The 22,656-nt window shown below is 63.6% G+C and carries 23 protein-coding genes and 1 pseudogene; 10 read left to right on the top strand and 14 right to left on the bottom strand.

The annotated features are described in order from the left end of the window. The first annotated feature begins 107 nt into the window (after window positions 1-107). The 4 genes from JJE66_RS20310 (at window position 108) to JJE66_RS20325 (ending at window position 3,248) form a co-directional block, all read left to right on the top strand. Window positions 108-890, top strand: coding sequence for an outer membrane protein (locus tag JJE66_RS20310; RefSeq protein ID WP_200516291.1), 783 nt, complete (start codon window positions 108-110; stop codon window positions 888-890). 337 nt (window positions 891-1,227) lie between these two features. After that, complete coding sequence (locus JJE66_RS20315; RefSeq protein ID WP_200516292.1) at window positions 1,228-2,001, top strand: outer membrane protein; 774 nt, start codon at window positions 1,228-1,230, stop codon at window positions 1,999-2,001. A 259-nt stretch (window positions 2,002-2,260) separates the two neighbouring features. Continuing rightward, window positions 2,261-2,446 carry a hypothetical protein gene (locus JJE66_RS20320; RefSeq protein WP_200516293.1) on the top strand — a complete coding sequence of 62 codons (186 nt, stop codon included), beginning with the start codon at window positions 2,261-2,263 and terminating at the stop codon, window positions 2,444-2,446. Window positions 2,447-2,477: 31 nt separating this feature from the next. Further along, the gene (locus JJE66_RS20325; RefSeq protein WP_200516294.1) at window positions 2,478-3,248 is read left to right on the top strand and encodes an SDR family NAD(P)-dependent oxidoreductase; all 771 of its coding nucleotides are present in this window, start codon (window positions 2,478-2,480) and stop codon (window positions 3,246-3,248) included. Between the two features lie 94 nt (window positions 3,249-3,342). On the opposite strand, the gene JJE66_RS20330 is transcribed toward JJE66_RS20325, so the two are convergent. The 3 genes from JJE66_RS20330 to JJE66_RS20340 form a co-directional block, all read right to left on the bottom strand. Beyond that, window positions 3,343-4,110 carry an outer membrane protein gene (locus JJE66_RS20330; RefSeq protein WP_200516295.1) on the bottom strand — a complete coding sequence of 256 codons (768 nt, stop codon included), beginning with the start codon at window positions 4,108-4,110 and terminating at the stop codon, window positions 3,343-3,345. Between the two features lie 179 nt (window positions 4,111-4,289). After that, entirely contained in the window at window positions 4,290-5,546 is a 1,257-nt protein-coding gene (locus JJE66_RS20335) for an FAD-dependent oxidoreductase (protein WP_200516296.1), read from the bottom strand. Window positions 5,547-5,624: 78 nt separating this feature from the next. Then, a complete protein-coding gene (locus JJE66_RS20340) occupies window positions 5,625-7,148 on the bottom strand; it encodes a caspase family protein (RefSeq protein WP_200516297.1) in 1,524 nt (507 codons plus the stop codon). A 219-nt stretch (window positions 7,149-7,367) separates the two neighbouring features. Here JJE66_RS20340 and JJE66_RS20345 point away from each other — a divergent pair. The 4 genes and pseudogenes from JJE66_RS20345 to fabA all read left to right on the top strand — a co-directional run. Next, window positions 7,368-7,718: pseudogene (locus JJE66_RS20345) on the top strand (helix-turn-helix domain-containing protein); the annotation flags it as partial. Window positions 7,719-7,997: 279 nt separating this feature from the next. After that, window positions 7,998-9,536 (top strand): DEAD/DEAH box helicase, encoded by a 1,539-nt coding sequence (locus JJE66_RS20350; RefSeq protein WP_200516298.1) that lies wholly within the window; start codon window positions 7,998-8,000, stop codon window positions 9,534-9,536. A gap of 128 nt (window positions 9,537-9,664) precedes the next feature. Continuing rightward, entirely contained in the window at window positions 9,665-10,732 is a 1,068-nt protein-coding gene (locus JJE66_RS20355) for a GGDEF domain-containing protein (protein ID WP_200516299.1), read from the top strand. A gap of 99 nt (window positions 10,733-10,831) precedes the next feature. Continuing rightward, window positions 10,832-11,362, top strand: a complete 531-nt coding sequence (fabA, locus tag JJE66_RS20360; protein ID WP_200516300.1) for a bifunctional 3-hydroxydecanoyl-ACP dehydratase/trans-2-decenoyl-ACP isomerase — start codon at window positions 10,832-10,834, stop codon at window positions 11,360-11,362. A 60-nt stretch (window positions 11,363-11,422) separates the two neighbouring features. On the opposite strand, the gene JJE66_RS20365 is transcribed toward fabA, so the two are convergent. The 8 genes from JJE66_RS20365 to JJE66_RS20400 all read right to left on the bottom strand — a co-directional run bounded on the left by JJE66_RS20365 (window position 11,423) and on the right by JJE66_RS20400 (window position 18,910). Beyond that, window positions 11,423-11,866, bottom strand: a complete 444-nt coding sequence (locus JJE66_RS20365; RefSeq protein WP_200516301.1) for a TfoX/Sxy family protein — start codon at window positions 11,864-11,866, stop codon at window positions 11,423-11,425. 78 nt (window positions 11,867-11,944) lie between these two features. Beyond that, window positions 11,945-12,355, bottom strand: coding sequence for an iron-sulfur cluster assembly accessory protein (locus tag JJE66_RS20370; protein WP_200516302.1), 411 nt, complete (start codon window positions 12,353-12,355; stop codon window positions 11,945-11,947). Window positions 12,356-12,404: 49 nt separating this feature from the next. Continuing rightward, window positions 12,405-12,776 carry an SUF system Fe-S cluster assembly protein gene (locus JJE66_RS20375; protein WP_200516303.1) on the bottom strand — a complete coding sequence of 124 codons (372 nt, stop codon included), beginning with the start codon at window positions 12,774-12,776 and terminating at the stop codon, window positions 12,405-12,407. Continuing rightward, the gene (locus JJE66_RS20380; protein WP_200516304.1) at window positions 12,773-14,020 is read right to left on the bottom strand and encodes a cysteine desulfurase; all 1,248 of its coding nucleotides are present in this window, start codon (window positions 14,018-14,020) and stop codon (window positions 12,773-12,775) included. The genes JJE66_RS20375 and JJE66_RS20380 overlap by 4 nt, the downstream gene beginning before the upstream one ends. Next, a complete protein-coding gene (gene sufD, locus JJE66_RS20385) occupies window positions 14,017-15,321 on the bottom strand; it encodes a Fe-S cluster assembly protein SufD (RefSeq protein ID WP_200516305.1) in 1,305 nt (434 codons plus the stop codon). The genes JJE66_RS20380 and sufD overlap by 4 nt, the downstream gene beginning before the upstream one ends. Before the next feature lie 12 nt (window positions 15,322-15,333). Then, on the bottom strand, window positions 15,334-16,086 hold the full coding sequence (sufC, locus tag JJE66_RS20390; protein ID WP_200516306.1) for a Fe-S cluster assembly ATPase SufC: 753 nt from the start codon (window positions 16,084-16,086) through the stop codon (window positions 15,334-15,336). 62 nt (window positions 16,087-16,148) lie between these two features. After that, window positions 16,149-17,645, bottom strand: a complete 1,497-nt coding sequence (gene sufB / locus JJE66_RS20395; RefSeq protein ID WP_200516307.1) for a Fe-S cluster assembly protein SufB — start codon at window positions 17,643-17,645, stop codon at window positions 16,149-16,151. Window positions 17,646-17,770: 125 nt separating this feature from the next. Then, entirely contained in the window at window positions 17,771-18,910 is a 1,140-nt protein-coding gene (locus JJE66_RS20400; protein WP_200516308.1) for a cysteine desulfurase family protein, read from the bottom strand. Window positions 18,911-19,257: 347 nt separating this feature from the next. On the opposite strand from JJE66_RS20400, the gene JJE66_RS20405 reads away from it, so the two are divergent. Next, window positions 19,258-19,905: an alpha/beta hydrolase gene (locus JJE66_RS20405; protein ID WP_007591562.1), complete on the top strand. Its 648-nt coding sequence runs from the start codon at window positions 19,258-19,260 to the stop codon at window positions 19,903-19,905. A gap of 7 nt (window positions 19,906-19,912) precedes the next feature. After that, window positions 19,913-20,425 carry a DUF1697 domain-containing protein gene (locus tag JJE66_RS20410; protein WP_200516309.1) on the top strand — a complete coding sequence of 171 codons (513 nt, stop codon included), beginning with the start codon at window positions 19,913-19,915 and terminating at the stop codon, window positions 20,423-20,425. A 4-nt stretch (window positions 20,426-20,429) separates the two neighbouring features. Here JJE66_RS20410 and JJE66_RS20415 read toward each other — a convergent pair whose 3' ends face one another. From JJE66_RS20415 to JJE66_RS20425, 3 genes are all read right to left on the bottom strand, one after another. Next, window positions 20,430-20,753: a multidrug efflux SMR transporter gene (locus tag JJE66_RS20415; protein WP_200516310.1), complete on the bottom strand. Its 324-nt coding sequence runs from the start codon at window positions 20,751-20,753 to the stop codon at window positions 20,430-20,432. Between the two features lie 9 nt (window positions 20,754-20,762). Further along, window positions 20,763-21,440, bottom strand: coding sequence for a glutathione S-transferase family protein (locus tag JJE66_RS20420; protein ID WP_200516311.1), 678 nt, complete (start codon window positions 21,438-21,440; stop codon window positions 20,763-20,765). A gap of 111 nt (window positions 21,441-21,551) precedes the next feature. Next, complete coding sequence (locus tag JJE66_RS20425; RefSeq protein WP_200516312.1) at window positions 21,552-22,655, bottom strand: anhydro-N-acetylmuramic acid kinase; 1,104 nt, start codon at window positions 22,653-22,655, stop codon at window positions 21,552-21,554. Between the last annotated feature and the right edge of the window lies 1 nt (window position 22,656).

Here is a 22,656-nt window from a genome sequence, read left to right on the forward strand (position 1 = left end):
CCTGCCCTGCAACAGCATTTCGGCGAGAACCGGCTATAGTCCGGGCATCAGTTGAGACGAACTTCGGTGCGCTCGCGCCTGCTACAGACCAAAGTTGGGGATTTATCATGAAGAAGATTTTGCTGGCTCTGACCGCGGTTGCGGCAATGACCGGTTCGGCCTCGGCGGCCGACCTTGCGGCCCGTCCCTACGTAAAGGCCCCGATGGCGGCTCCGGTCGCCAACTGGACCGGCTTCTACATCTTCGGCGGTGGCGGCGGCGGCCTCTCGAACTCCGACCAGCAGATCCGCGACACCGCGACCGGCACGCCGCTGACCATCACCCAGCGTCAGGGTGGCTCGGGCTGGTTCGGCACCGTCGGCCTCGGCTACGACTGGCAGTTCAGCGGCACCTGGGTCGCCGGCGTGTTCGCCGACGGGCAGTTCGGCAGCATCCGTTCCACGGTGCAGGATCCGCTCTTTGGCATCACCGGCAACCAGAAGCTGGAAGACTCCTGGGCCGCTGGTGTGCGCCTCGGTTGGCTGGTTGCTCCGAACGTTCTCTCCTACGTCAACGGCGGTTACTCGGGCGCCCACTTCGGCAGCACCAGCTTCATGACCCTGGCTGGCGCGCCGGCCGGCGCTCACCTCAACGGCTACAATCGCAATGGCTGGTTCGTCGGAGGCGGCGTCGAGAACAACCTGAACATCTTCGGCATCCAGTCGCCCGGCTGGTTCATGAAGACCGAGTATCGTTCGGCCTTCTACAACGCCAAGACACAGGATGAACTGATCGACGGCACCAACCTCCCGACCGGCAACAGCATCCGTGCCAACAGCTGGAACCAGACGATCTCGACCTCGCTGGTCTACCGCTTCAACTGGACCGGTCCGGTCGTCGCAAAGTACTGATCTGATCTGAACCCAGTCTCAGACGTCAAAGCCCCGGTATCGCCCGGGGCTTTTTCGTATGCCGAGCACGCCCCTGCGATCGAATCTCGTCCATCACAGGCTTGAGCATCGACTGGACAGCTGGCACAGCGTCTGACGTCCAAGTCCGCATGTAGTGTCACAGACCGTGCGGATGGCAGCAAAAGTCCGTGCACGTCGCGCCAAGCCACACGGCCGTTACAGCCATGTATCTGGTCTGCAACAGCATTTCGGCGGGAACTGGTTATGGTTCGGATGTCCGACGACTCCGAATTCGGAGCGCTCACGCCTGCCCGTTGAACCAAGATTGGGATTTCAAATGAAGAAGCTTTTGCTCGCTCTGACCGCGATGGCGGTGATGACCGGATCGGCCTCGGCGGCTGACCTCGCCGCGCGGCCCTACACTAAGGCTCCGATGGCTGCGGCTCCGGTCGCCAACTGGAGCGGCTGCTACGTCGGCGCCGGTGGTGGCGGCGCGATGTCGAACAATGATTACAACGATTTCACCACTGCCACGGGCGCTGTGCTCGACAACAATCTGACGGGCGGTGCCCGCGGTTGGTTCGGCACGGTTCAGGGCGGTTGCGACTACCAGTTCAACAATTGGGTGGTCGGCGCCTTCGCAGATTACGATTTCATGGACGTACACGGAGACCACGGCTTTGCCGGCGCCTTCACGGGTCAGCAAAAACAAGACTGGCAATGGGCTGTCGGCGGCCGCGTCGGCTATCTGGTCCTGCCGCAACTCTTGACTTACGTTTCCGGTGGCTACACCCAGGCACACTGGAAGGGTACGACCTTCTTCTTCCCTGGTATCGCGGCTGCCGCGTTCTCGGCGCCTGGCTTCACCAAAGGTGGCTGGTTCATTGGCACAGGCGATGAATATGCCTTGACCAGCTTCCTGCCTGGCCTGTTCTGGAAGACCGAGTACCGGTACTCGGAGTTCGACCGCGCTAATGTCGCGGTTTCCGACTTTGCGACTGGCCTTCCGACAGGATTTAGCCAGACTGAGAAGCTTCGCGAGCACAGCGTGCGCAGCGAACTCGTGTATCGCTTCAACTGGGGCGGTGCGCCGCTCGTCGCGAAGTACTGAGACGACCTCGACAGTCGGACGAGCAAAAAGCCCCGGCAATTCCGGGGCTTTTTAGTTGCGAGCCGCTGACCTTGCGCGAGCCTCCCAAGCCCCGTACGCAGACCTTTCCCGCGCACAAAACTACGCCGCCCGCCGGGAGATTAGGCCCGCGGCATTGTATCCGGACCAAAGCTGCGGTTACTGTGCTGCTCGAGTTTCCGGCAGCAGACGTCGTTAGTCGCGCGTGGCGCTGCAAATGCAGATCAATCCGGAGGAATGCATGCGCAGATTTCTGCTAATCGCAGGCCTGCTCGCCCTCGCCCTCGGGCTGCTCTGGATCGGACAAGGCACGGGAACCGTCGCCTGGCCGCGATCGAGCTTCATGATCAACCAGCTGCAATGGGCGGGCTATGGCGCGGCGATGGCCGGCTTCGGGCTGGTCCTGATCTGGCAGAGCAAGCAATAGAAGAAACGCAAGCAAAAAAGGGAATACAAGCATGACATCCAGCCGGTTCGAACTCCGCGGCAAAGTCGCGATCGTCACAGGAGGCAATGGCGGCATCGGGCTTGGGCTCGCGCACGGACTCGCCGATGCCGGCGCCAGCATCGCTGTGGTCGGACGCAACGAAGCCAAGTCGGCCGCAGCGGTCGCCGACCTCAAGCAGCGTGGCGTGAAGGCGATCGCCGTCACGACCGACGTGACCGACAAGGCCGCTATCGCCGCGATGATCGACCGCGTCGTCAAGGAGCTCGGCCGCATCGACATCCTGATCAACAACGCCGGCATGAGCATCCGCAAGCCGCCACACGAGCTCGAGCTCGACGAGTGGAACAAGGTGATCGACACCAACCTCACCAGCGCCTTCCTCTGCTCGAAGCTGGCCTACCCGGCGCTGAAGGCGTCGGGCAACGGCAAGGTGATCAACATCGGCTCGATGATGTCGATCTTCGGCGCGAGCTTCGCGACCGCCTATGCAGCGAGCAAGGGCGGCATCGTGCAGTACACGCGCGCCTGCGCCAACGCCTGGGCGCCCGACAACATCCAGGTCAACGCCATCCTGCCGGGCTGGATCGACACCGATCTCACCCGCGGCGCGCGGAAGCAGGTAGCGGGATTGCACGAGCGCGTGCTGGCGCGCACGCCGGCGGGGCGCTGGGGCGACATCGACGACTTCGCCGGCATTGCCGTGTTTCTCGCCTCGTCAGCCTCGAACTTTGTCACGGGCACGGCGATCCCGGTCGATGGCGGTTTCTCGGTCATGGCCTGAGCCGCCGTCGCGTCACACAAAAAAGAAGCCCCGGCAATGCCGGGGCTTTAAATTTGGAAGTGATCGTCTTTTTTGCTGATTGGTCGTTTGTTGCTCAGTAGCGGCCGATGACCGGCGCGTCGAACTTGTAGCTCGCACGCACGACGGCCCACTGGATGTCGCGCGGCTTGGCGTCGAACGTGTAGTTCCCGGAGAGGCCGCCGAGTTGATAGGTCTGGCTGCCGAAGGCCGCGTAGTTGTATTCGAGGCCGACGATCCAGTTGCGGGTTATGCCGTATTCCCAGCCGGCGCCGACGGTCCAGCCGTTGGCCCAGTGGGTCTGACCGCCCGAGCCCGTCGCCACGCCGACCGTGTCGGTGACGTTGAGACGGTTGTTGACGCCGGCATAGCCGCCCTTGAAGTAGAACAGATTGTTCTGCACGGCGAAGCCGGCGCGACCGACAACGGTCGCGAGGACGTTCGCACGCCAGCTGAACACGTCGTCGCCCGCACCGAAAGCGGTGTTCACGACGGTGCCTTTGTTGTCGAGGCCGGAGATCGTGCCTTCCATGCCGAACACGTAGTTGTTGGCCTGCCAGTTGTAGCCGATCTGGGCACCGCCCATGATGCCGGCACCGCGCTGGCGATAGCCCTGGCCCGGCGTCAGATCGCCGAACGGCGCACCGACGCCATTGTTGATGAACTGCTCGTTGGTCCAGGCGCCACCGATATGGCCGCCGACATAGAAGCCGGTCCAGTTGAACAGCGGCTCGATATAGGCAGGCGCCTTCGTGTAGCGCGCACCGAGATCGGCCGCGGAAGCGGCACCGGTCGAGACCAGCGCGGTCGTGCAGGCGAAGGCAGCAATCAATTTGTTACGCATGGTACACCCCGTGTCCTTTGATGGGCGCACGCTCACACGCAGTTCTTACTCAAATTTGAATCAAGAGAGTTAAGGCGCCGGATTGGCATCCAGCAGCCTTTGAATCCGATTGGGCTGTTGCACGCACGCAACGCAGAAGCCGCAATTTAACGCAGCATTATCCCTACCAAATCGCTACGTCAGGATGCCGGCGCGGCTTTCGACTGCACGTGCTCGGGGCGCACACCGATGGCGATGAAGCGCGCGGGAATGCCCTGGAGCCACGGCACTGCGGAGATCAGGCGCAGGATCAGCGGCACCTTGAGCGGCCGATCGGCACCTTTCAGCGCGCCTTTGATGATGTTGTTCTGCACGACCACCTGCATTGCCTGCGTCATCTTCACCGGGAACTCGCGGCGGCGCCTGATGGCATCGAGCTCTTCCTCGGATGGACAGCCGTGCGCCAGCCTCGCAGCCAGCAGGTTGGCGGTCGCGACCGCATCCTGCACGGCAAGATTGACGCCGACGCCGCCGACCGGCGACATCGCATGCGCGGCATCGCCGATGCAGAGCAGGCCCGGCCGCGTCCAGTGTGTCAGGCGGTTGATCGCGACGGTGAGAAGCTTGACGTCGTCAAAGCTCTTCACGTCGGCGATTCCGCGCTTGAGGACGGGCGCCATGCGCACGACGTCGTCGAGCAACGCCTGCAATCCCCTCGCCTTCACCGCATCGTATTGCCCCTTGGCGATGACATAGGCGCACTGCCAGTAGTCGCCGCGGTCGAAGGTGACCATCATCTTGCCGGGCTCGACACGCGCGAACAAATTCTCGGTCTCGCCGGGAGTTCGCCCCGCGCGGAACCACAGCACGTCCATCGGCGCACCGATCTCCTCCGCGCTGAGGCCTGCGCGCTCGCGCACCGTCGAGTGCCGGCCGTCGCAGGCAAGAGCGAGATCGGCCTCGATGTCGATCATGCCGTCCGGCGTCTGCGCGCGCACACCGGCAATGGTTTCGCCGTTGCGGATCAGGTCGACCGCCTCCGTGCTCATCAAAACCTCGAGCGAGGCGAAGCGCTTGCCGGCCTCGCGCAGGAAATTCAGAAAGTCCCATTGCGGCATGAAAGCGATGAACGGGTACTTTGTGTTGAGCCGGCTGAGATCGGCGATCCGCACCTTGGTGCCGCCGAACAGGCCGTCAAGCGTCTGCAACTGCTGATGCGGCAGCCTCAGGAAACCGTCGATCAGGCCGAGCTCGTCCATAACCTGGAGCGTCGAGGGATGCACGGTGTCGCCGCGGAAATCACGGAAGAAATCCGCGTGCTTCTCCAGCACCACGACGTCGATGCCGGCGCGTCCCAGGAGATAGCCGAGCATCATCCCGGCCGGCCCGCCGCCGACGATACAGCAGCGGACTTTCCGGACGCGCGATGCGGGTTGACCTGACGTGACTGTTTCCATGACCGGCTCTCACTGCTGCATCGTCGGCTGATTGTAGCGCCTGCGCGCGTCGAGAGCATGTTCAATTTGAGAAACCGCTCAATTGTTGCTGCGGTTCGCGGTGCGAAAACTCTTGACCTCCGACACGCTGCCGTCGCGATAGGTCAACTCGACCGACATGAATTGCGTTGCCGGCGGGAGCTTCTGGTAGAGCAGCATGCCAGCCGAGATCGCGCTGGGATCCCTGAGGTCGCAAGGCGGCATCTTCAGCACCTTGTCCGGCACCGCCGTATCGATGCCGATCCGCACCTCGCGGATGGCGCAGCGGTACGACACCAGATGCGTGTAATAGACCAGCAGCCCGTTGAACTCGCGGAACGACAGCCAGCTCGTGGCGGTCATGTCGAGGATCTTGCGCTGGTCGCGGATCAGCGCCGCTTCAGGGTCGAACTTGATCGGAAACGGTCCCTGCATGTCACCGGAAGCGTCGACATAGCGGACCTCGATCGTGCCGGCGGCCGCGTCCGGCGGCAATTCGATCGACGGGTTCGGCATCCGCTTGCGCGTGCGCGGATCGAATGTGTCCATGAATCCGGTCTCGCGGAAGTCGCCGTTGCCGGCCATGCGCCACGAGATCCCGACCGTCGGATCCACGAAGGAGAAGGTCACGCTCCAGCCGCCATTGTGGCGCGAGAAGTTCGCGATCGGCGCGTTGCTGGTCTCCTCCTTCGGCACGCGCGGCACCGAGACCGGCGGCAGGGCTGCGACCTTCTGCGGCGGCGGATCGGCCGGCCGCGCGGCGGCGGCTGCCGCATCCTTGGCGATGCCGCTGAGGAAGACGTCGTCGACCATCTGGTCGAAATAGACCGGCACCTGCTTGTGCTTGACGGTGTCGGCCATCTCGCTGACCAGTCGGCGCGTGTGCTGCGCGACCTGCACGAGGTTCTCGCCGGGCTGGAGCAGCTCTCTCGCGAAGGTGCGCGTGAACACCGAATTGGGATTGGCATCGTCGTTGGAGAGACGATCGAGTGCGGTCTGGCGGGGACCAGCCGAGAACACCGAGAACACGCCTTCGGGCAGCTGCGTCATCGGCGCGAGGCCGCCGCCGCCGGTGACCGCGCGAGTGCCGGAGCGCTCGAACGGATTGTTGCGGCAGGCGTCGAACACCAGGATCGAGGTTCGCGCCTTCTTGTTCTGGAGACGCTCCACGACACGGTCGGCCAGAATGGAGGCGTCGCGCACCAGTTCTTCCTGGCCTTCGGTCGCCGCCGGCACATCGGTCGGCAGCAGATAGTTCTGGCCTGCGATCTCGAAGCCGTGGCCGGCGTAGAAGAAGAACGCGGTGTCGCCGGGCTCGATCGCCCGGTCGAAGGCGAGCAACGCCTCGGAGAATTGCTGCCGATTCTGATTTTCGGCCACCATCACCGAGAAGCCAAGCTGCTTCAGGGTGTCGCCCATAGTGCGGGCATCGTTGACGGCCTTCAGGAGCTTCGGCACGTTCTTGTAGTCGTTGTTGCCGACGACCAGCGCGACGCGCTTTTCGGCATGTGCGATACTGGCGAAACCGCTGAGGCTTGCCGCCAGGCCAAGCGCTGCCAGACTTCTGAAAAACCGACGCGTCATCGTCTTCTTCCCACTGCAGAACGGCGTCCCGTCAGGTCCCAGAACCGCTCGTCAGTAACCTTACGCCGTTGATGTGATAGTCGGTCCAGCCATAATGGCGGTTCAACGAACCGGCCTTCCGGTTCCACCAATTGGCCTAGGGTAGATTCCCGCGGAAACTGCTTTTTCTTGAGCGGGTTTCCGTTCGAGGCGAGGGGCTGCCGTGTATCGCTGGTACACCGACGCGGGCAGGCCGCGCTCCGGACCGCCCGCCTGTCCCTGGCCCGGCGCCTGATCGCTCGCCATTTGCCGGACCCGGCCCTGGTACCGACGCGCGTGGCCGATCTGCTCGGTGTCTCCGTGCGCCATTTGCACATGCTGTTCGAGGTCGCCGACCGCAGCTTCTCGCAGACCGTGACGGAAGAGCGGCTGAAGAGAAGCCGCCGCCTGATGTGCGATGCGCCGGAGCGGCTGATCGCCGATATCGCCACCGCCTGCGGCTTCGAGAGCCTGGCGACCTACCGGGTCTTCAACGCCGCCTATGGCATGGCGCCGGGTGATTTCCGGGCCCAGGCCGCAGGAGCGCGTTAACCGCCGGGCCAGCCGCCGCGGCGAAAAGCCAAGCCGCGCCCGGTATTTGGCAAAAACCTGAGGGTTTTTAGGGCCTTCCCGCGGCTGCTCCATTGACTTTGGCCGATTCCCGCCTATGTTCCGGGGCGACGCGGCTCAGATCGAAGAGCGATTCCTGAGCCTGGCGCTTTGTTCGCGTGAGTCAGCACCCCCAGCTTCTTTGAGAGCGCGCCGTTTCGGGGTGGAACGCGACAGCCTTATTACCCTCGATTCCGAACGGCGGTTTCGACCAGAGGCTCAATGTCCTTTTCAAATCTCGGACTGTCCGAAAAAGTCCTCGCCGCAGTGGCGGCCACCGGTTACACCACCCCCACCCCCATTCAGGAACAGGCGATCCCTCACGTCCTCGCACGTAAGGACGTGCTCGGCATCGCCCAGACCGGCACCGGCAAGACCGCGGCCTTCGTGCTGCCGATGCTCACCATTCTCGAAAAGGGTCGCGCCCGGGCACGTATGCCGCGCACGCTGATCCTGGAGCCGACCCGCGAACTCGCGGCGCAGGTCAAAGAGAATTTTGACCGCTACGGCGCCGGCCAGAAACTCAACGTCGCCCTCTTGATCGGCGGCGTCTCGTTCGGCGACCAGGATGCCAAGCTGACGCGCGGCGTCGACGTGCTGATCGCCACCCCGGGCCGCCTGCTCGACCACACCGAGCGCGGCGGTCTTCTGCTCACCGGCGTCGAGCTGCTCGTCATCGACGAAGCCGACCGCATGCTGGACATGGGCTTCATCCCGGACATCGAGCGCGTCTGCAAGCTCGTCCCCTTCACGCGGCAGACCCTGTTCTTCACCGCGACCATGCCGCCGGAAATCCGGCGCATCACCGAGACCTTCCTGCACAATCCGCAAAAGGTCGAAGTCTCCAAGCCGGCCACCACCGCCGTGACCGTCACGCAGTGTCAGGTCCCGGCCGGGCGCGAGGCGCACGAAAAGCGCGAATTGCTTCGCCGCCTGCTACGCGAGGCCAAGGATCTCAAGAACGCGATCATCTTTTGCAATCGCAAGCGCGAGGTCGCCGTCGTTCATAAATCGCTGCAGAAGCACGGCTTCAGCGTCGGCGCCCTGCATGGCGACATGGATCAGTCGGCCCGCACGGCGGCGCTCGAACAGTTCCGCAAGGGCGAGCTGCCGCTGCTGGTCGCCTCCGACGTCGCCGCCCGCGGCCTCGACATCCCCGAGGTCAGCCACGTCTTCAACTTCGACGTCCCCCACCATCCCGATGATTACGTCCATCGCGTCGGCCGCACCGGCCGCGCAGGCCGGTCCGGCATGGCGATCTCGCTCGTCACACCGCTCGACCAGAAGTCGATGGTCGCGATCGAGAAGCTGATCGGCCAGAGCATTCCGCGCGCCGAGGGCGACTACGCGGTGAATGCGGAATCCTCCGAACAGGGCGACCGCCCCCGCGAATCGCGCGGCCGCGATCGTGAACGCTCCCGCGGCGGACGCGGCAAGCCGCAGCGCGGCCGCGACCGTGAGCGCAGCCACGAGCCGCGCGAACCGCGTGGCGAAGCTCGGCCGTCAGCCGAAGTACAGCCCGCCGGCGAAGCGCGGCCTGCACGCGAGGCAAGGCCCGCGCGCGAGGCGAGGCCTCCGCGGGAAGCCAGGCAATCATCCGAGCCGCGTGGCGGTTCGCGCCAGCAGGCCAATCCATCGCACGTGCCCTCGATCGGCCGCCCCGAGCCGCGCCGGCAGCGCGAGGCCGACACCGAGCCCGGTGATCACTCGCATCTCCCGGCATTCTTGCTGCGACCGGTCCGCTCCCCCGCCGGGGCCTGAAACCACGATACACGCTAGAGTTGAACGATCGGCCGTTTACCGACCGTTCACGATCATCCGTTAGCCTACGAACATAATTTAAGCATTGCTGCGGCCGGTGGCGCACGGACCGCTGTGGGGTATGTTCTGTGGTCAAGGTGCTCGATGAACACGAACGCACGATGGCGTTCGCCGAGGTGGCGCTCGGTCAGATCCGATCGCTCAAGCAAACTGCAATTCCCCGCAATTACGAGATCTGGTACGTCTACGCGACCGGCTACAATGCGCCGCTCAACAAGATCATCAACGAGACGCTGGCACGCAACGGCAAGCTGACCGAAGCCGATCTCGAGCAGATCTACGACGCCTATCTCTCCCACATCAAAACCACCGACCGCATCGACAAGGTCGGTGCGCGCGTCATCGGCGAAATCGACGACGTCGTGGATGTGTTGAGCGAAGCTCTCGGAATGACGAGCTCTTACGACGCCAGCCTGTCGGGTGCTGCGAAGGAGCTTTCGCTGGCCAAGCAGGCCGAGCAGATCAAATCGATCATCGAATCTCTGCTCCGTTCCACCGGCGAAATGCGTGAGAGCAACAAGACGCTGGAAGATCGGCTCATCCTGGCGAAGAGCGAGATCAGCAATCTTCAGCAGAGCCTGGAGGCGATCCGCGCCGAGAGCCTGACAGATCCGCTGACGGGCCTCGGCAACCGCAAATATTTCGACCGCATGATCGGCATGGCCGTGCAGAGCGCGCTTGCGAGCGGCGAACCGCTGTCGCTCTTGCTGTTCGACATCGACCATTTCAAGTCGTTCAACGATTCCTACGGCCATCTCACCGGTGACCAGGTGCTCCGGCTGGTCGGCCTGTCCCTGAAGCAGACCATCAAGGGCCAGGACATCACCGCGCGCTACGGCGGCGAAGAATTCGCGGTGGTGCTGCCCAACACCGCGCTGCGCCAGGCCCTCACCGTCGCCGACCACATCCGCCGCGCCGTGATGGCGAAGGAACTGAAGAAGAAATCCACCGGCGAGATCCTCGGCCGCGTCACCATTTCCGTCGGCGTCTCCATGCTGAAGCAGGGCGACGACACCGAAGCGCTGATCGAGCGTGCGGATGCCTGCCTCTATGCCGCCAAGCGTAACGGCCGCAACCGTGTGATCTGCGAAGTCGACCCGGAATACGCGGTCGAGACGCACAACCGGGTGGCATGACGCGCAACCAACGCGCCGAAAGCCGCCCGCGCTTGACATTCCAATCTGACGAACGACATCTTCCTCCTCGCCCCCCGCGAGCATCGAGGACTTGTCATCTTGCCAAACCCGCATGATTTTCACGTCCCGCAACCGTCCTACACCAGGGACGATCTGCTGAGATCGAGCGAAGGCGGCTATTTCGGTCCGGGTAACGCGCAATTGCCGGCGCCGCCGATGCTCATGATGGACCGCATCACCGAAATCAGCCTGGACGGCGGCGAATTCGGCAAGGGCCACATCGTCGGCGAGCTCGGCATTGTGCCAGGCCACTGGTTCTTCGATTGCCATTATCGCGGTGACGCGATGATGCCTGGAAGTCTGGGGCTGGATGCGATGTGGCAGATGGTCGGCTACTGGCTCGGCTGGTCCGGCTCGCCGGGCAAGGGCCGCGCCATCGGCGTCGGCGAGGTGGAGGTCACAGGATCCATCACGCCGGAGACGCGCGCCGTGCGCTACGAGGTCGCGATGCGTATGGTCCGGCGCGGCAAGCTGGTCCTCGGAATTGCCAACGGGCGCGTGCTTGCAGACGGCGTGTGTGTTTTTGTGGCCAAGGACATGAGGGTTGGCCTCACCAAGGCCGTGGACTGAGGTCTCGTAGAGTGGGAAGGCGCGCAAGCGCCGTGCCCACCATTTCTCCACGGCAAGACCTTAACGGTGGGCACGCTTCGCTTTGCCCACCCTACGGGCCGACTTCTTGACTGCTTTCTTGGCAGGCTGCTTCTTCGCGACGGCCTGCTTCGCCGCCGCCTTCTTGGCCTTCTTGGGACGCTTCTTCACCTTGGCGCGCTGGGCGGCGGCGAGCGCCGCCCTCGCCCATTGCGCCAGCTCCTCGGAATCGTCGAACAGCCGCGCTGGCAGCTCCCAGTAGGAATTCACCAGCACGGTCTTGGCGCGAGTCGAGTACTGGAACGGCTTTGAGCCTTCCGCTTCGAAGTCGGGGATGGTCACCTCATCCGCGCGGAAGAACAGGCCAGCGCGCAAGGCCAGCGCGAAATTGATGCCATCGGCGGAGATGCCGTAGCCGGAGAACATTTTCCGGATAGCGACGGGGCCGAAATCGGCGAACAGATCGATCAGGAATTCGCGGTCCATTGGAGGCTTCCCCGGGCGAGCAGGCCAGCCTTCATACCACCGCCGTCATTGCGAGCGAAATGTGCGGCGGTAGCGCGGTTACCCGTCGATCTTGGCCGGGCGCAGCTCGACCGACTCGCCGCAGCCGCAGGCGGAGATCTGGTTGGGATTGTTGAAGACGAACTGGGCTTGCATCTTGTCGGCCTTGTAGTCCATCTCGGTGCCGAGCAGGAACAGCACGGCCTTGGGTTCGACCAGGATCTTGACGCCCTTGTCCTCGACCACTTCGTCGGTCGAGCGGATGTCGTGGGCGTATTCGACGGTGTAGGACTGGCCGGCACAGCCGCCGTTCTTGACGCCGACACGCAGGCCCACGATCTCGGAATCGGCGCGCTGGGTGAGCTCACTGATGCGCTGGGCAGCAGCATCGGTCAGCCGCATCACCTGCGGGCGGGGCCGCTTCGGCTTCGGAGTGGATGCTGGTGTCGAGCCTGACGATATTTGGGTCATGTCAGTGATGTGGTCCGTTGCCGAGCGAATTCAATATCGAGGTTACGCGTCACCACATGTTGAGGACGAGGCGCGCCTCGTCGCTCATGCGTTCCGGCGTCCAGGCCGGCTCCCAGATCACCTTGACGTCGACCACGCCGACGCCGGGAACGCTGGCGACCGCGTTCTCGACCATGGTCGGCAACTCGCCGGCGGCCGGGCAGTTCGGCGTCGTCAGCGTCATCTGCACGTCGACGGAGCGATCGTCCTTGATCTCGACCTTGTAGATCAGGCCAAGCTCATAGATGTCGGCCGGAATTTCCGGATCGAACACCGTCTTGAGAGCCGCGATGATCTCGGTGGTGAGACGCTCGGTCTCCTCCGGCGGCAGCGCCGAATGGGTCTCCATCGGATTGGCTTTGATTTCGGCCGTGTCACTCATGCGAACAAATCCCGCGCCTTTAACAGCGCCTGTGCCAGATGATCGACTTCTTCCCGCGTATTATACATGCCGAACGAGGCACGGCATGTGGCAGTCACGTTGAACCGCTCTAAAAGCGGCATGACGCAATGAGTGCCGGCGCGCACCGCAATCCCCTGACGGTCGATCACGGTGGCGACGTCATGGGCATGCGCGCCCTTCAGCTCGAACGAGATCACCGGACCCTTGCCCCGCGCCGTGCCGATCAGCCGCAGCGAGTTGATCTCGCGCAGCTTGTCCTGAGCGTAGGTGACGAGATCGTGCTCGTGCGCGGCGATGCGCTCCTTGCCGATCGAATTGACGTAGTCGATGGCGGCGCCAAGGCCCACGGCCTCGACGATCGGCGGCGTGCCCGCTTCGAACTTGTGCGGGGGATCGCCATAGGTGACGACATCGCGCGAGACCTCGCGGATCATCTCGCCGCCACCGTTATAGGGGCGCATCGCGACGAGATGGTCGTACTTGGCCCAGAGCACGCCGATGCCGGTGGGACCGTAGACCTTGTGGCCGGTGAAGACGTAGAAGTCGCAACCGATGTCCTGGACGTCGACCGGCAGATGCACCGCGCCCTGGCTGCCGTCGACCAGCACCGGGATGCCGCGGGCATGCGCGATCTTGACGACGTCCTTGACCGGGACGATGGTGCCGAGCGCGTTCGACATCTGCGTGATCGCGACCAGTTTTGTCTTAGACGTCAGCAGCTTCTCGAACTCGTCGATGAGGAAATTGCCTTCGTCGTCGACTGGCGCCCATTTGATCACGGCACCCTGACGCTCCCTGAGGAAATGCCAGGGCACGATGTTGGAGTGGTGCTCCATGATCGAAATGACGATCTCGTCGCCGTCTTTGATGCTCGGCCCACCCCAGGACGAGGCGACCAGATTGATCGCTTCCGTCGCGTTGCGGGTGAAGACCACTTCCTCAGGTCGCGACGCGTTGATGAACTGCGCGACCTTGATACGACCGCCCTCATAGGCTTCGGTCGCAGCGTTGGCGAGGTAATGCAGGCCGCGATGGACGTTGGCGTATTCCGACGTGTAGGCCTGCGTCATGCGGTCCAGTACGGCGCTCGGCTTCTGCGCGGAAGCGGCGTTGTCGAGATAGACCAGCGGCTTGCCATAGACCTGCGTCGCAAGCGCCGGAAAATCCTGGCGCACCCGCGCGACGTCATAAGTGCCGTTCTTGACTGCCGGATGCGTGCTCATGACCGCCGCTCCAGCCAGCGCTCGGCAATGCCGATCACGTGCTCGCGCAAATCATCATCGGCGATCTGCTCGATCGCTTCGCCCACGAAGGCCTGGATCAGCAGCGCCTGGGCCTGCTTCTCCGGCAGGCCGCGCGCCTTCAGATAGAACAGCAGGCTCTCGTCCAGCGCGCCGGCGGTGGCGCCGTGGCCGCAGGAGACGTCGTCGGCGAAGATTTCGAGCTCGGGCTTGTTGTCGGCCTCGGCTTCGTCCGAGAGCAGCAGCGCGCGCGTCATCATCTTGCCGTCGGTCTTCTGCGCGTCGGGACGGACGATGATGCGGCCCTGGAACACGGAATGGGCGCGATCGTCGATTACGGCGCGGAAGATTTCGCGGCTGACGCAGTTCGGCACCGCATGGTCGACCACCAGCGTCGTGTCGCCATGCTCGGTCTTCTGCAACAAATTGACGCCGTTGATGGAGAGTTCGCTGCCCTCGCCCGCCAGCGTGATGAAGCCTTGCAAGCGGCTGACGGCCGCACCGGTGGTCATGTTGAAGAAATTGAATTTGACGTTGGCGCCGACCGTGACGAAATGCGAAGTCACATTCAGCGCGTCCGGCGCATCGTCCATCAGGCGGATATGCGCGACGTCGGCATCGTCACCGACTGTGACGAGTACGGCGTCGTTGATCTGATAGGCCTTGGCGCCAGCCGCAACGAAACTCTCGACGATGGTGGCGCGAACGCCCTTCCCGATTGCGACCTGCGACCGGGTGAAGACCGACGCCGACGCGGCGGTCGCCACGTGAATGATCTGGATTGGCGCAGACGGCTGCGCGCCATCGGGAATCGACAGCACGACGCCGTCCGTCGCCATCGCCGCGTTGAGCGCGATCACGGCATCGGTGGACGCGGTCTTCAGCAGCCCGGCGTCCTTCCCCAGCGTCTCCCGCAACGTCTTAAAGCCCACCTCAGCGCCAAGCGCCTTGACGTCGGACAGATCGGCCGCGAACGCGCCGTCGACCAGCACCAGCTTACGGGCGCCTGCGATCGCATGTGCCTTCACCGCGTCGGCAGCGCACTTCAGCGCGGCTGCATCCGGCGCGGCCGCCAACGGCAACACCTCACCGACCAGCGCACGCAGATCGGTGTACTTCCATTCCTCGATCCGGCGATGCGGCAGGCCGAGACGCTCATAGGTCTCGAACGACTCGCGGCGCGCCGCAATCACAGAAGGCGAACCCGGCAACCGGCCTTCGGCGCTGGTGAAGAGATCGCTCACCGCGCGGCCCTTTCCGGTCTTTGCCACAGCAACGTTCATCGTAAACAATCCTTACGCGGCATCCTCGAACTGGGCGTAGCCGGACGCTTCCAGCTCGAGCGCCAGTTCCTTGTCGCCGCTCTTCACGACGCGGCCCTTCGACATCACGTGCACCACGTCGGGCACGATGTAGTTGAGCAGCCGCTGATAGTGGGTGATGACGACCATCGCGCGCTTGGGCGAGTGCAGCGCGTTGACGCCGTCGGCCGCAATGCGCAGCGCGTCGATATCGAGGCCGGAATCCATCTCGTCGAGGATGCACAGGCTCGGCTCGAACAGCGCCATCTGCAACACTTCGTTGCGCTTCTTCTCGCCGCCGGAGAAGCCGACATTGACGCCGCGCTTGAGCATGTCCTGCGGAATGTTCAGCGACTTCGAGACCTCGCGGACCTTCTTCAAAAACTCCGGCACCATCAGCTCGGTCTCGCCGCGCGCCTTGCGCTGCGCGTTCAGCGCGGTCCGGAGGAAGTTCATGGTGGTGACACCGGGAATCTCGACCGGATACTGGAACGCCAGGAACACGCCCTTCGCAGCGCGCTCCTCGGGAGCCATCTCCAGAAGGTCCTCGCCCCTGAACAGGATCTGGCCGTCGGTCACCTCGTAGCCGGGCTTGCCGGCGATGACGTGCGAGAGCGTCGACTTGCCGGAGCCGTTCGGCCCCATGATGGCGTGGATCTCGCCCTCGTTCACGGTCAGCGTCAGCCCGTGGAGGATCTCACGCTCCTCGACACGAACCTTCAGGTCTTTCACTTCAAGCAAGGCCATCTTGGTATCCAGTTTATTCAATTGATGCATGGTGCGCCTAAGCGCGCCGCGAGAGTCGGCAATTAGCCGACCGACCCTTCAAGCGAGATCGAGATCAGCTTCTGCGCTTCCACCGCGAATTCCATCGGCAGCTGCTGAAGCACGTCCTTGACGAAGCCGTTGACGACGAGGCCGACGGCCTCTTCCTGGCTGAGGCCGCGCTGGACGCAGTAGAACAGCACGTCCTCGGAGATCTTCGAGGTCGTCGCCTCGTGCTCGAACGTCGCCGAGGAGTTCTTGGCTTCGATGTACGGCACGGTATGCGCGCCGCATTTGTCGCCGATCAACAGCGAATCGCAGGCGGTGAAGTTGCGCGCGCCGGTCGCCTTGCGATGGGCGGTGACGAGGCCGCGATAGGTGTTCTGCGACTTGCCGGCGGCGATGCCCTTGGAGATGATTCGGCTCGACGTGTTCTTGCCGAGATGGATCATCTTGGTGCCCGAATCGACCTGCTGGAAACCGTTCGAGATCGCGATCGAGTAGAACTCGCCACGCGAATTATCGCCGCGGAGAATGCAGCTCGGATATTTCCAGGTGATCGCGGAACCGGTCTCGACCTGGGTCCAGGAGATCTTGGAATTGTCGCCGCGGCAGTCGCCACGCTTGGTGACGAAATTATAGATGCCGCCCTTGCCTTCCGAATTGCCGGGATACCAGTTCTGCACGGTCGAATATTTGATCTCGGCGTCATCGTGCGCGACGAGCTCGACCACGGCGGCATGCAGCTGGTTTTCGTCGCGCTGCGGCGCGGTGCAGCCTTCGAGATAGCTGACGTAGGAGCCCTTGTCCGCGATGATCAGCGTCCGCTCGAACTGACCGGTGTTGCGCTCGTTGATGCGGAAATAGGTCGACAGCTCCATCGGGCAGCGCACGCCGGGCGGCACGTAGACGAACGAACCGTCGGAGAACACCGCCGAATTCAGCGTCGCGTAGAAATTGTCGGAGGTCGGCACCACAGAGCCGAGATATTTCTGCACCAGCTCCGGATGCTCGCGGATGGCCTCCGAGATCGGCATGAAGATCACGCCGGCCTTCTTCAGCTCCGCCTTGAACGTGGTCGCAACCGAGACCGAATCGAATACAGCATCGACCGCGATCTTGCGACGCGCGGGATCTTCCTCGCCGGGCTTCGGCTCGACGCCTTCGAGCATGGCGACTTCCCGCAAGGGGATGCCGAGCTTCTCATAGGTCTTCAGGATCTCTGGATCGATCTCGTCGAGCGAGGTGATCGTCTTCTTCGGCTTCGGCGCCGCGTAATAATAGAGATCCTGGAAGTCGATCTTGGGATAGTCCACGCGGGCCCAATTCGGCTCGGTCATGGTCAGCCAGCGCCGATAGGCTTCCAGCCGCCATTGGAGCATCCAGGCGGGCTCGTTCTTCTTCTGCGAGATGAATTTGACGGTCTCTTCCGACAGCCCCTTGGGGGCCTTATCGGACTCGATCAGGGTCTCAAACCCATAACGATACTGATCGACGTCGATGCGCTTCACGCGCTCGACCGTCTCTTGCACGGCTGGCATTCTATCCTCCGCTCGTGGTTTCAAGGACCACGGTGGATCAAACTTGGACGAGTATTACGATGTCTATTACGATGTTTTTTGGCGGAAAGCACGGGCTTAGAACCGTTCAAGCCGTGTTTCGTCGCTTAGACTCTAAGTAGGGTATTACCGAGCTTTCGCCAAGCCTCTAACGCCCTGTTGATGTCATCCGCTTCCGTGGACCAGCCCAGACTGAGGCGCACTGCTCCCTGGGCCACGGAGGGGCCGAACCCCATCGCCGAGAGGACGTGGGACGGCTGGACCTTACCTGAGGAACAGGCCGACCCCGAGGATACGGCGATGCCTTCGAGATCGAAGCCGATCACGGCGGTCTCGGCCTTGAGCCCGGGCGCAGTGAACAGAACGGTATTTGGCAACCTTTTCACCTTTTCCGAGAAGACGGTCGCGCCCGCAATCGTCCGAATGCCATTTTCTAAGCGATCTCTTAGGGTTGTGATCCGTTCCGCATTCTCAGGCAGAGCCTCAAGCGCCATCTTCAGCGCTGCGCCGAAGCCGGCGATGCCGGCGACATTCTCGGTTCCCGCCCGGCGGTTGAGTTCCTGCCCGCCCCCGCGAAGCACAGGTTCCAGTCCCGTAATGCCTTCCGCCACGACTAGCGCGCCGACGCCCTTGGGGCCCCCGATCTTGTGCGCAGAAAAGGTCGCAAGGTCCGCGCCTACCGCGTTAATATTGAAAGCAATTTTGCCGAGCGCCTGAATTGCGTCGACATGCAGCAGGCCGCCGGCTTCGTGGACGATCTGTGCGGCCTCCGCCACCGGCTGGAGCGCGCCGGTCTCGTTGTTGGCCGCCATGATCGAGACCAGCGCCGGCGGACCGTCGGCGAGCTGCTCTCTCAGATGATTGAGATCGACGATGCCGGAACGGGTCGCCCGGATCCGGCCGATGCTGTCTGCCGGGAATCGTCCGCCCGCCAGCACTGAGGCATGTTCGATGGCCGAGACCAGGAGCCGCCGCACCGGCCCGCCAGACGAGCCGCGCAGACCGGGAGACAGCGCCAGCACATTGGCCTCGGTTCCGGCCGAAGTGAAGACGACGTTCCGCGGCAACGCGCCGACCGCTGCCGCCAGCGCGCTACGTGCATCCTCGACCAGCCGCCGCGCCTCGCGCCCCTCGGCATGGACCGAGGACGGATTGCCGACGAGATCGTAGGACGCGACCATCGCCGCCCGCGCCTCGGGGCGCAGCGGCGTGGTCGCATTCCAATCGAGATAGACCCGGCTCGGCATGAAAGTAACATATTACCTTGTGACGGGACATTGTCCGCACGCTCTGGTCCCCGACATGGGCTGCTGCCCCGCGCTTGGCAACCGCGAATCCGATCCACGTCGGACCATGACGCAGCAATGACACGCTAACACCTTGAGGCAATTGCGGGATGTTCAAGATGCTTGCTTTTTGACCCACGCCTCATGTTAGAACGCGCGCGTCAGTTCGCCGCGCGCCGCTCGCGCATCATCCGAGGGCGCCGCTCCACCCTTCCATTCGCGGTTTGATCGGCCTCGCGGCCGGTAAACTCCGCCCAGTCGGTTGATTGCTGAAGACCGTCTTCAAGAGATCAATCAAGAGATCATCGATGCCCGAAGTTATTTTCACCGGCCCTGCTGGCCGCCTCGAAGGCCGCTACCATCCGGCCAAGCAGAAGAACGCGCCGATCGCGATGGTCTTGCATCCGCATCCGCAGTTTCACGGCACGATGAATCATCAAATCATCTACCAGTGCTACTACGCGTTCGCGCATCGCGGGTTCTCGGTGCTGCGCTTCAACTTCCGCGGCGTCGGCCGCAGCCAGGGCTCGTTCGACCACGGCACCGGCGAATTGTCGGATGCGGCGGCAGCACTCGACTGGGCGCAGACCATCAATCCGGAAGCGCGCGCCTGCTGGGTTGCCGGATTCTCGTTCGGCGCCTGGATCGGCATGCAGCTTTTGATGCGCCGCCCCGAGGTCGAGGGCTTCATCTCGATCGCGCCGCCGGCCAATCTCTACGACTTCTCGTTCCTCGCGCCCTGCCCGTCGTCGGGCCTGATCGTGCATGGTGAGAAGGACGCGGTGGTGCCGCCGAAGGACGTCAACACGCTGGTCGAGAAGCTGAAGACGCAGAAGGGCATCGTGATCGACCAGCAGGTCATCCCCGGCGCCAACCACTTCTTCGACGCTAAGCTCGAGCCGCTGATGGAAACCATCACCGCCTATCTCGACATGCGTCTGGCCAACGTGCGGTAAGAATGACATGGCCGCGTTCGTAGCCCTGCTGCGCGCGGTGAATGTCGGAGGCACCGGCAAGCTGCCGATGACCGAGCTCAAGGCCATGTGCGAAGAGCTCGGTTTTGCTGCCGTGCGCACCTATATCGCCAGCGGCAATGTGGTCTTCACCAGCCGCAAATCGGAAACCGCAGTCAAGGCCGCGCTGGAAAAGCGTTTGCACACCTACGCCGGCGCGCCGGTCGGTGTGCTCGTGCGCAGCGCTGCCGAGATGGCTGCGGTTCTGGCCGGCAATCCATTTCCAAAGCTGGCGCCGAACCGCACGGTTGCCATCTTCCTCGACAAGGCACCGCCGGCTGACGCGCTCGCCGGAATTCGCGGTCAGAAGGACGAAGAGGTCAAGCTCGGCCGCCGCGAGATCTACGTGCACTATGGCGACGGCATGGGGTCATCAAAGCTCGCGATCCCCGTCGCCAAGACCGGCACCGCGCGCAACATGAACACCATCGCCACTCTTGCGAAGATGGCGGCGGAGCTGTGACGACTCAAGCCAGCTTGAGCGCGGCAATCCCCATCAAGACCAGCGCGATGCCCGCAAGCTTCATTGCACTCAGCGTCTCTCCGAACAGCACAACGCCCATGACGAAAGTGCCGGCCGCGCCAATGCCGGTCCACACCGAGTAGGCGACGCCGACCTCGAGCACCTTCAAAGCGCGTCCGAGCAGGAAGACGAAGGCCGCGAGCAGCACCAGCGAGGCGATACTCCAACCTGCGCGCGTGTAGCTTTCCGCGTATTTCATCGAGATCGCCCAGCCGACATCAAGGAGGCCTGCAACCACCAGCATCAGCCAGGCCACAGATTGCGACATCGAATGGACTCAAGCCGCGAGCTTGAGGAGATGCGCGTCGTGGCGAACGAGGAAGGCGCGCAGCAATTGCGGATAGTCCGCGCCGACCGCGGTGCGGACGCTCGGACGCTGCGCAAGGCCCGCGCGCCACGCCTGCACCTTCAGCAAATCCCTGAAGATGCCGTGCTCGGTCAGCTCGTCGAACAGATCGAAATAGCGGAAGATCGGCGCAAACACTGCGTCGACCAGACTGAACGCGTTGCCTGCGAAATACGGCCCCACCCCGAGCGCGGCCTCGATACGCGCAAATTTCGCCGCGACAGCCAGGCGTTTGCTTTCGAACGTCGCGGGATCCGTCGTCGTCTCCAGTCGCCAGAGATCGCCGAGGATCGCCGAGCCAAACTCCATCCAGGCGCGGTGCTCGGCACGCGTGAGCGCATCGGCTGGATGCAGTTTCGCGCCGCCTTGCGTTTCCTCGATGTATTCGCAGATCACGTTGCTCTCGAACACGGCGACCTCGCCTCTGTCAGTCGTCACCACCAGCACCGGCACCTTGCCGAGCGGCGACAATTCTAGAAACCAGTCCGGCTTGTCGGCGAGATCGATGTCGATCCGCTCGAACGGCACGCCCTTCTCCTTGAGCGCGATCACGGCGCGCTGCACATAGGGGCAAAGCTTGTGGCTGATCAGCTTGAGCGAAGCGGTCATGACTGTGATTCCGGCGGTTTAATGCAACTGCATCCAAGATAGATGCACTTGCATGCATCCGTCAAGATCAATGCACCTGCATCAATCAGCCGTGACCTCAGGCGGTCCTCTTTAGGGTCTGGCGATCACCCCGCCGGTCATCGGCATCGGCACGCCGGTGGTGGCCGGATAGGACAGCGGCAGGCCCTTCAGGCCGCGCGCGGCGAGGAAGCCGAAGGCCTGCGCCTCGATGGCGTCGGAGGCCCAGCCGAGTGTTTCCGCCGCTTCGACGGTGGCCGACCCCACCCGCTCCCGCAGCATGCGCAGCATGGTGAGGTTGCGCGCGCCGCCGCCGCAGACGATCCAGCTGTGCGGCCGGCGCGGCAGCAAGGAAATGATGCGGGCAATTGCGGCGGCGGTGAAGGCGGTGAGCGTCGCGGCCCCATCGGCCGGTGCGATGTCGCCGAGCTTGAGCGCGGCAAAGTCGTTGCGGTCGAGCGATTTCGGAGGCGGCAATGCGAAGAACGGCAGCTCCAGCGCCTTTGCGATCCAGCCTTCATCGACCTTGCCGAGCGCAGCAAACTTGCCTTCCGCATCGAATGACTGGTTCATGGTGCGGTACATGAAATCGTCGAGCAGCGCGTTGCCGGGTCCGGTGTCGCAAGCAATCAGCGTGTCGTTGCCGTCGATGTAGGTGATATTGGAGACGCCGCCGATATTGACCACGACGATCGGCCCTTCGCGCTCCAGCGAATTGGCGAGCGCCCGGTGGTAGACCGGCACGAACGGCGCGCCCTGCCCGCCGGCCTCGACGTCGGCGGCGCGAAAGTCGTGCATGACGGGGATGTGGATCGCCCTGGCCAGCGCCGGCGCATCGCCGATCTGTACCGTCAACCGCCGCTCGGGCCGGTGCAACACGGTCTGGCCGTGGAAGCCGACGATGTCGATGTCCTCCGGCTTCATCCTGTTCTGGGCGACGAAGGCGGCGACCGCCTCGGCATGCGCCAGCGTCACCGCGCGCTCGGCCTCGGCCAAGATTCCCGGCCGGGCATCGCGTTGCGGCAAATGCACGGCCTCGCTCAGCGCCTGGCGCAGCAGATTGCGCTCGGCCGGGCTGTAGGGTCGATAGCCGGACGGCCCGAATGCTTTCACCTGCTTTCCGTCGGTTTCGATCAGCGCGACGTCCACCCCGTCCAGCGAGGTACCGCTCATCAAACCGAGTGCCGTCAACATCATG

This window comes from Bradyrhizobium diazoefficiens (assembly GCF_016612535.1).
GTDB lineage: Bacteria > Pseudomonadota > Alphaproteobacteria > Rhizobiales > Xanthobacteraceae > Bradyrhizobium > Bradyrhizobium diazoefficiens_C.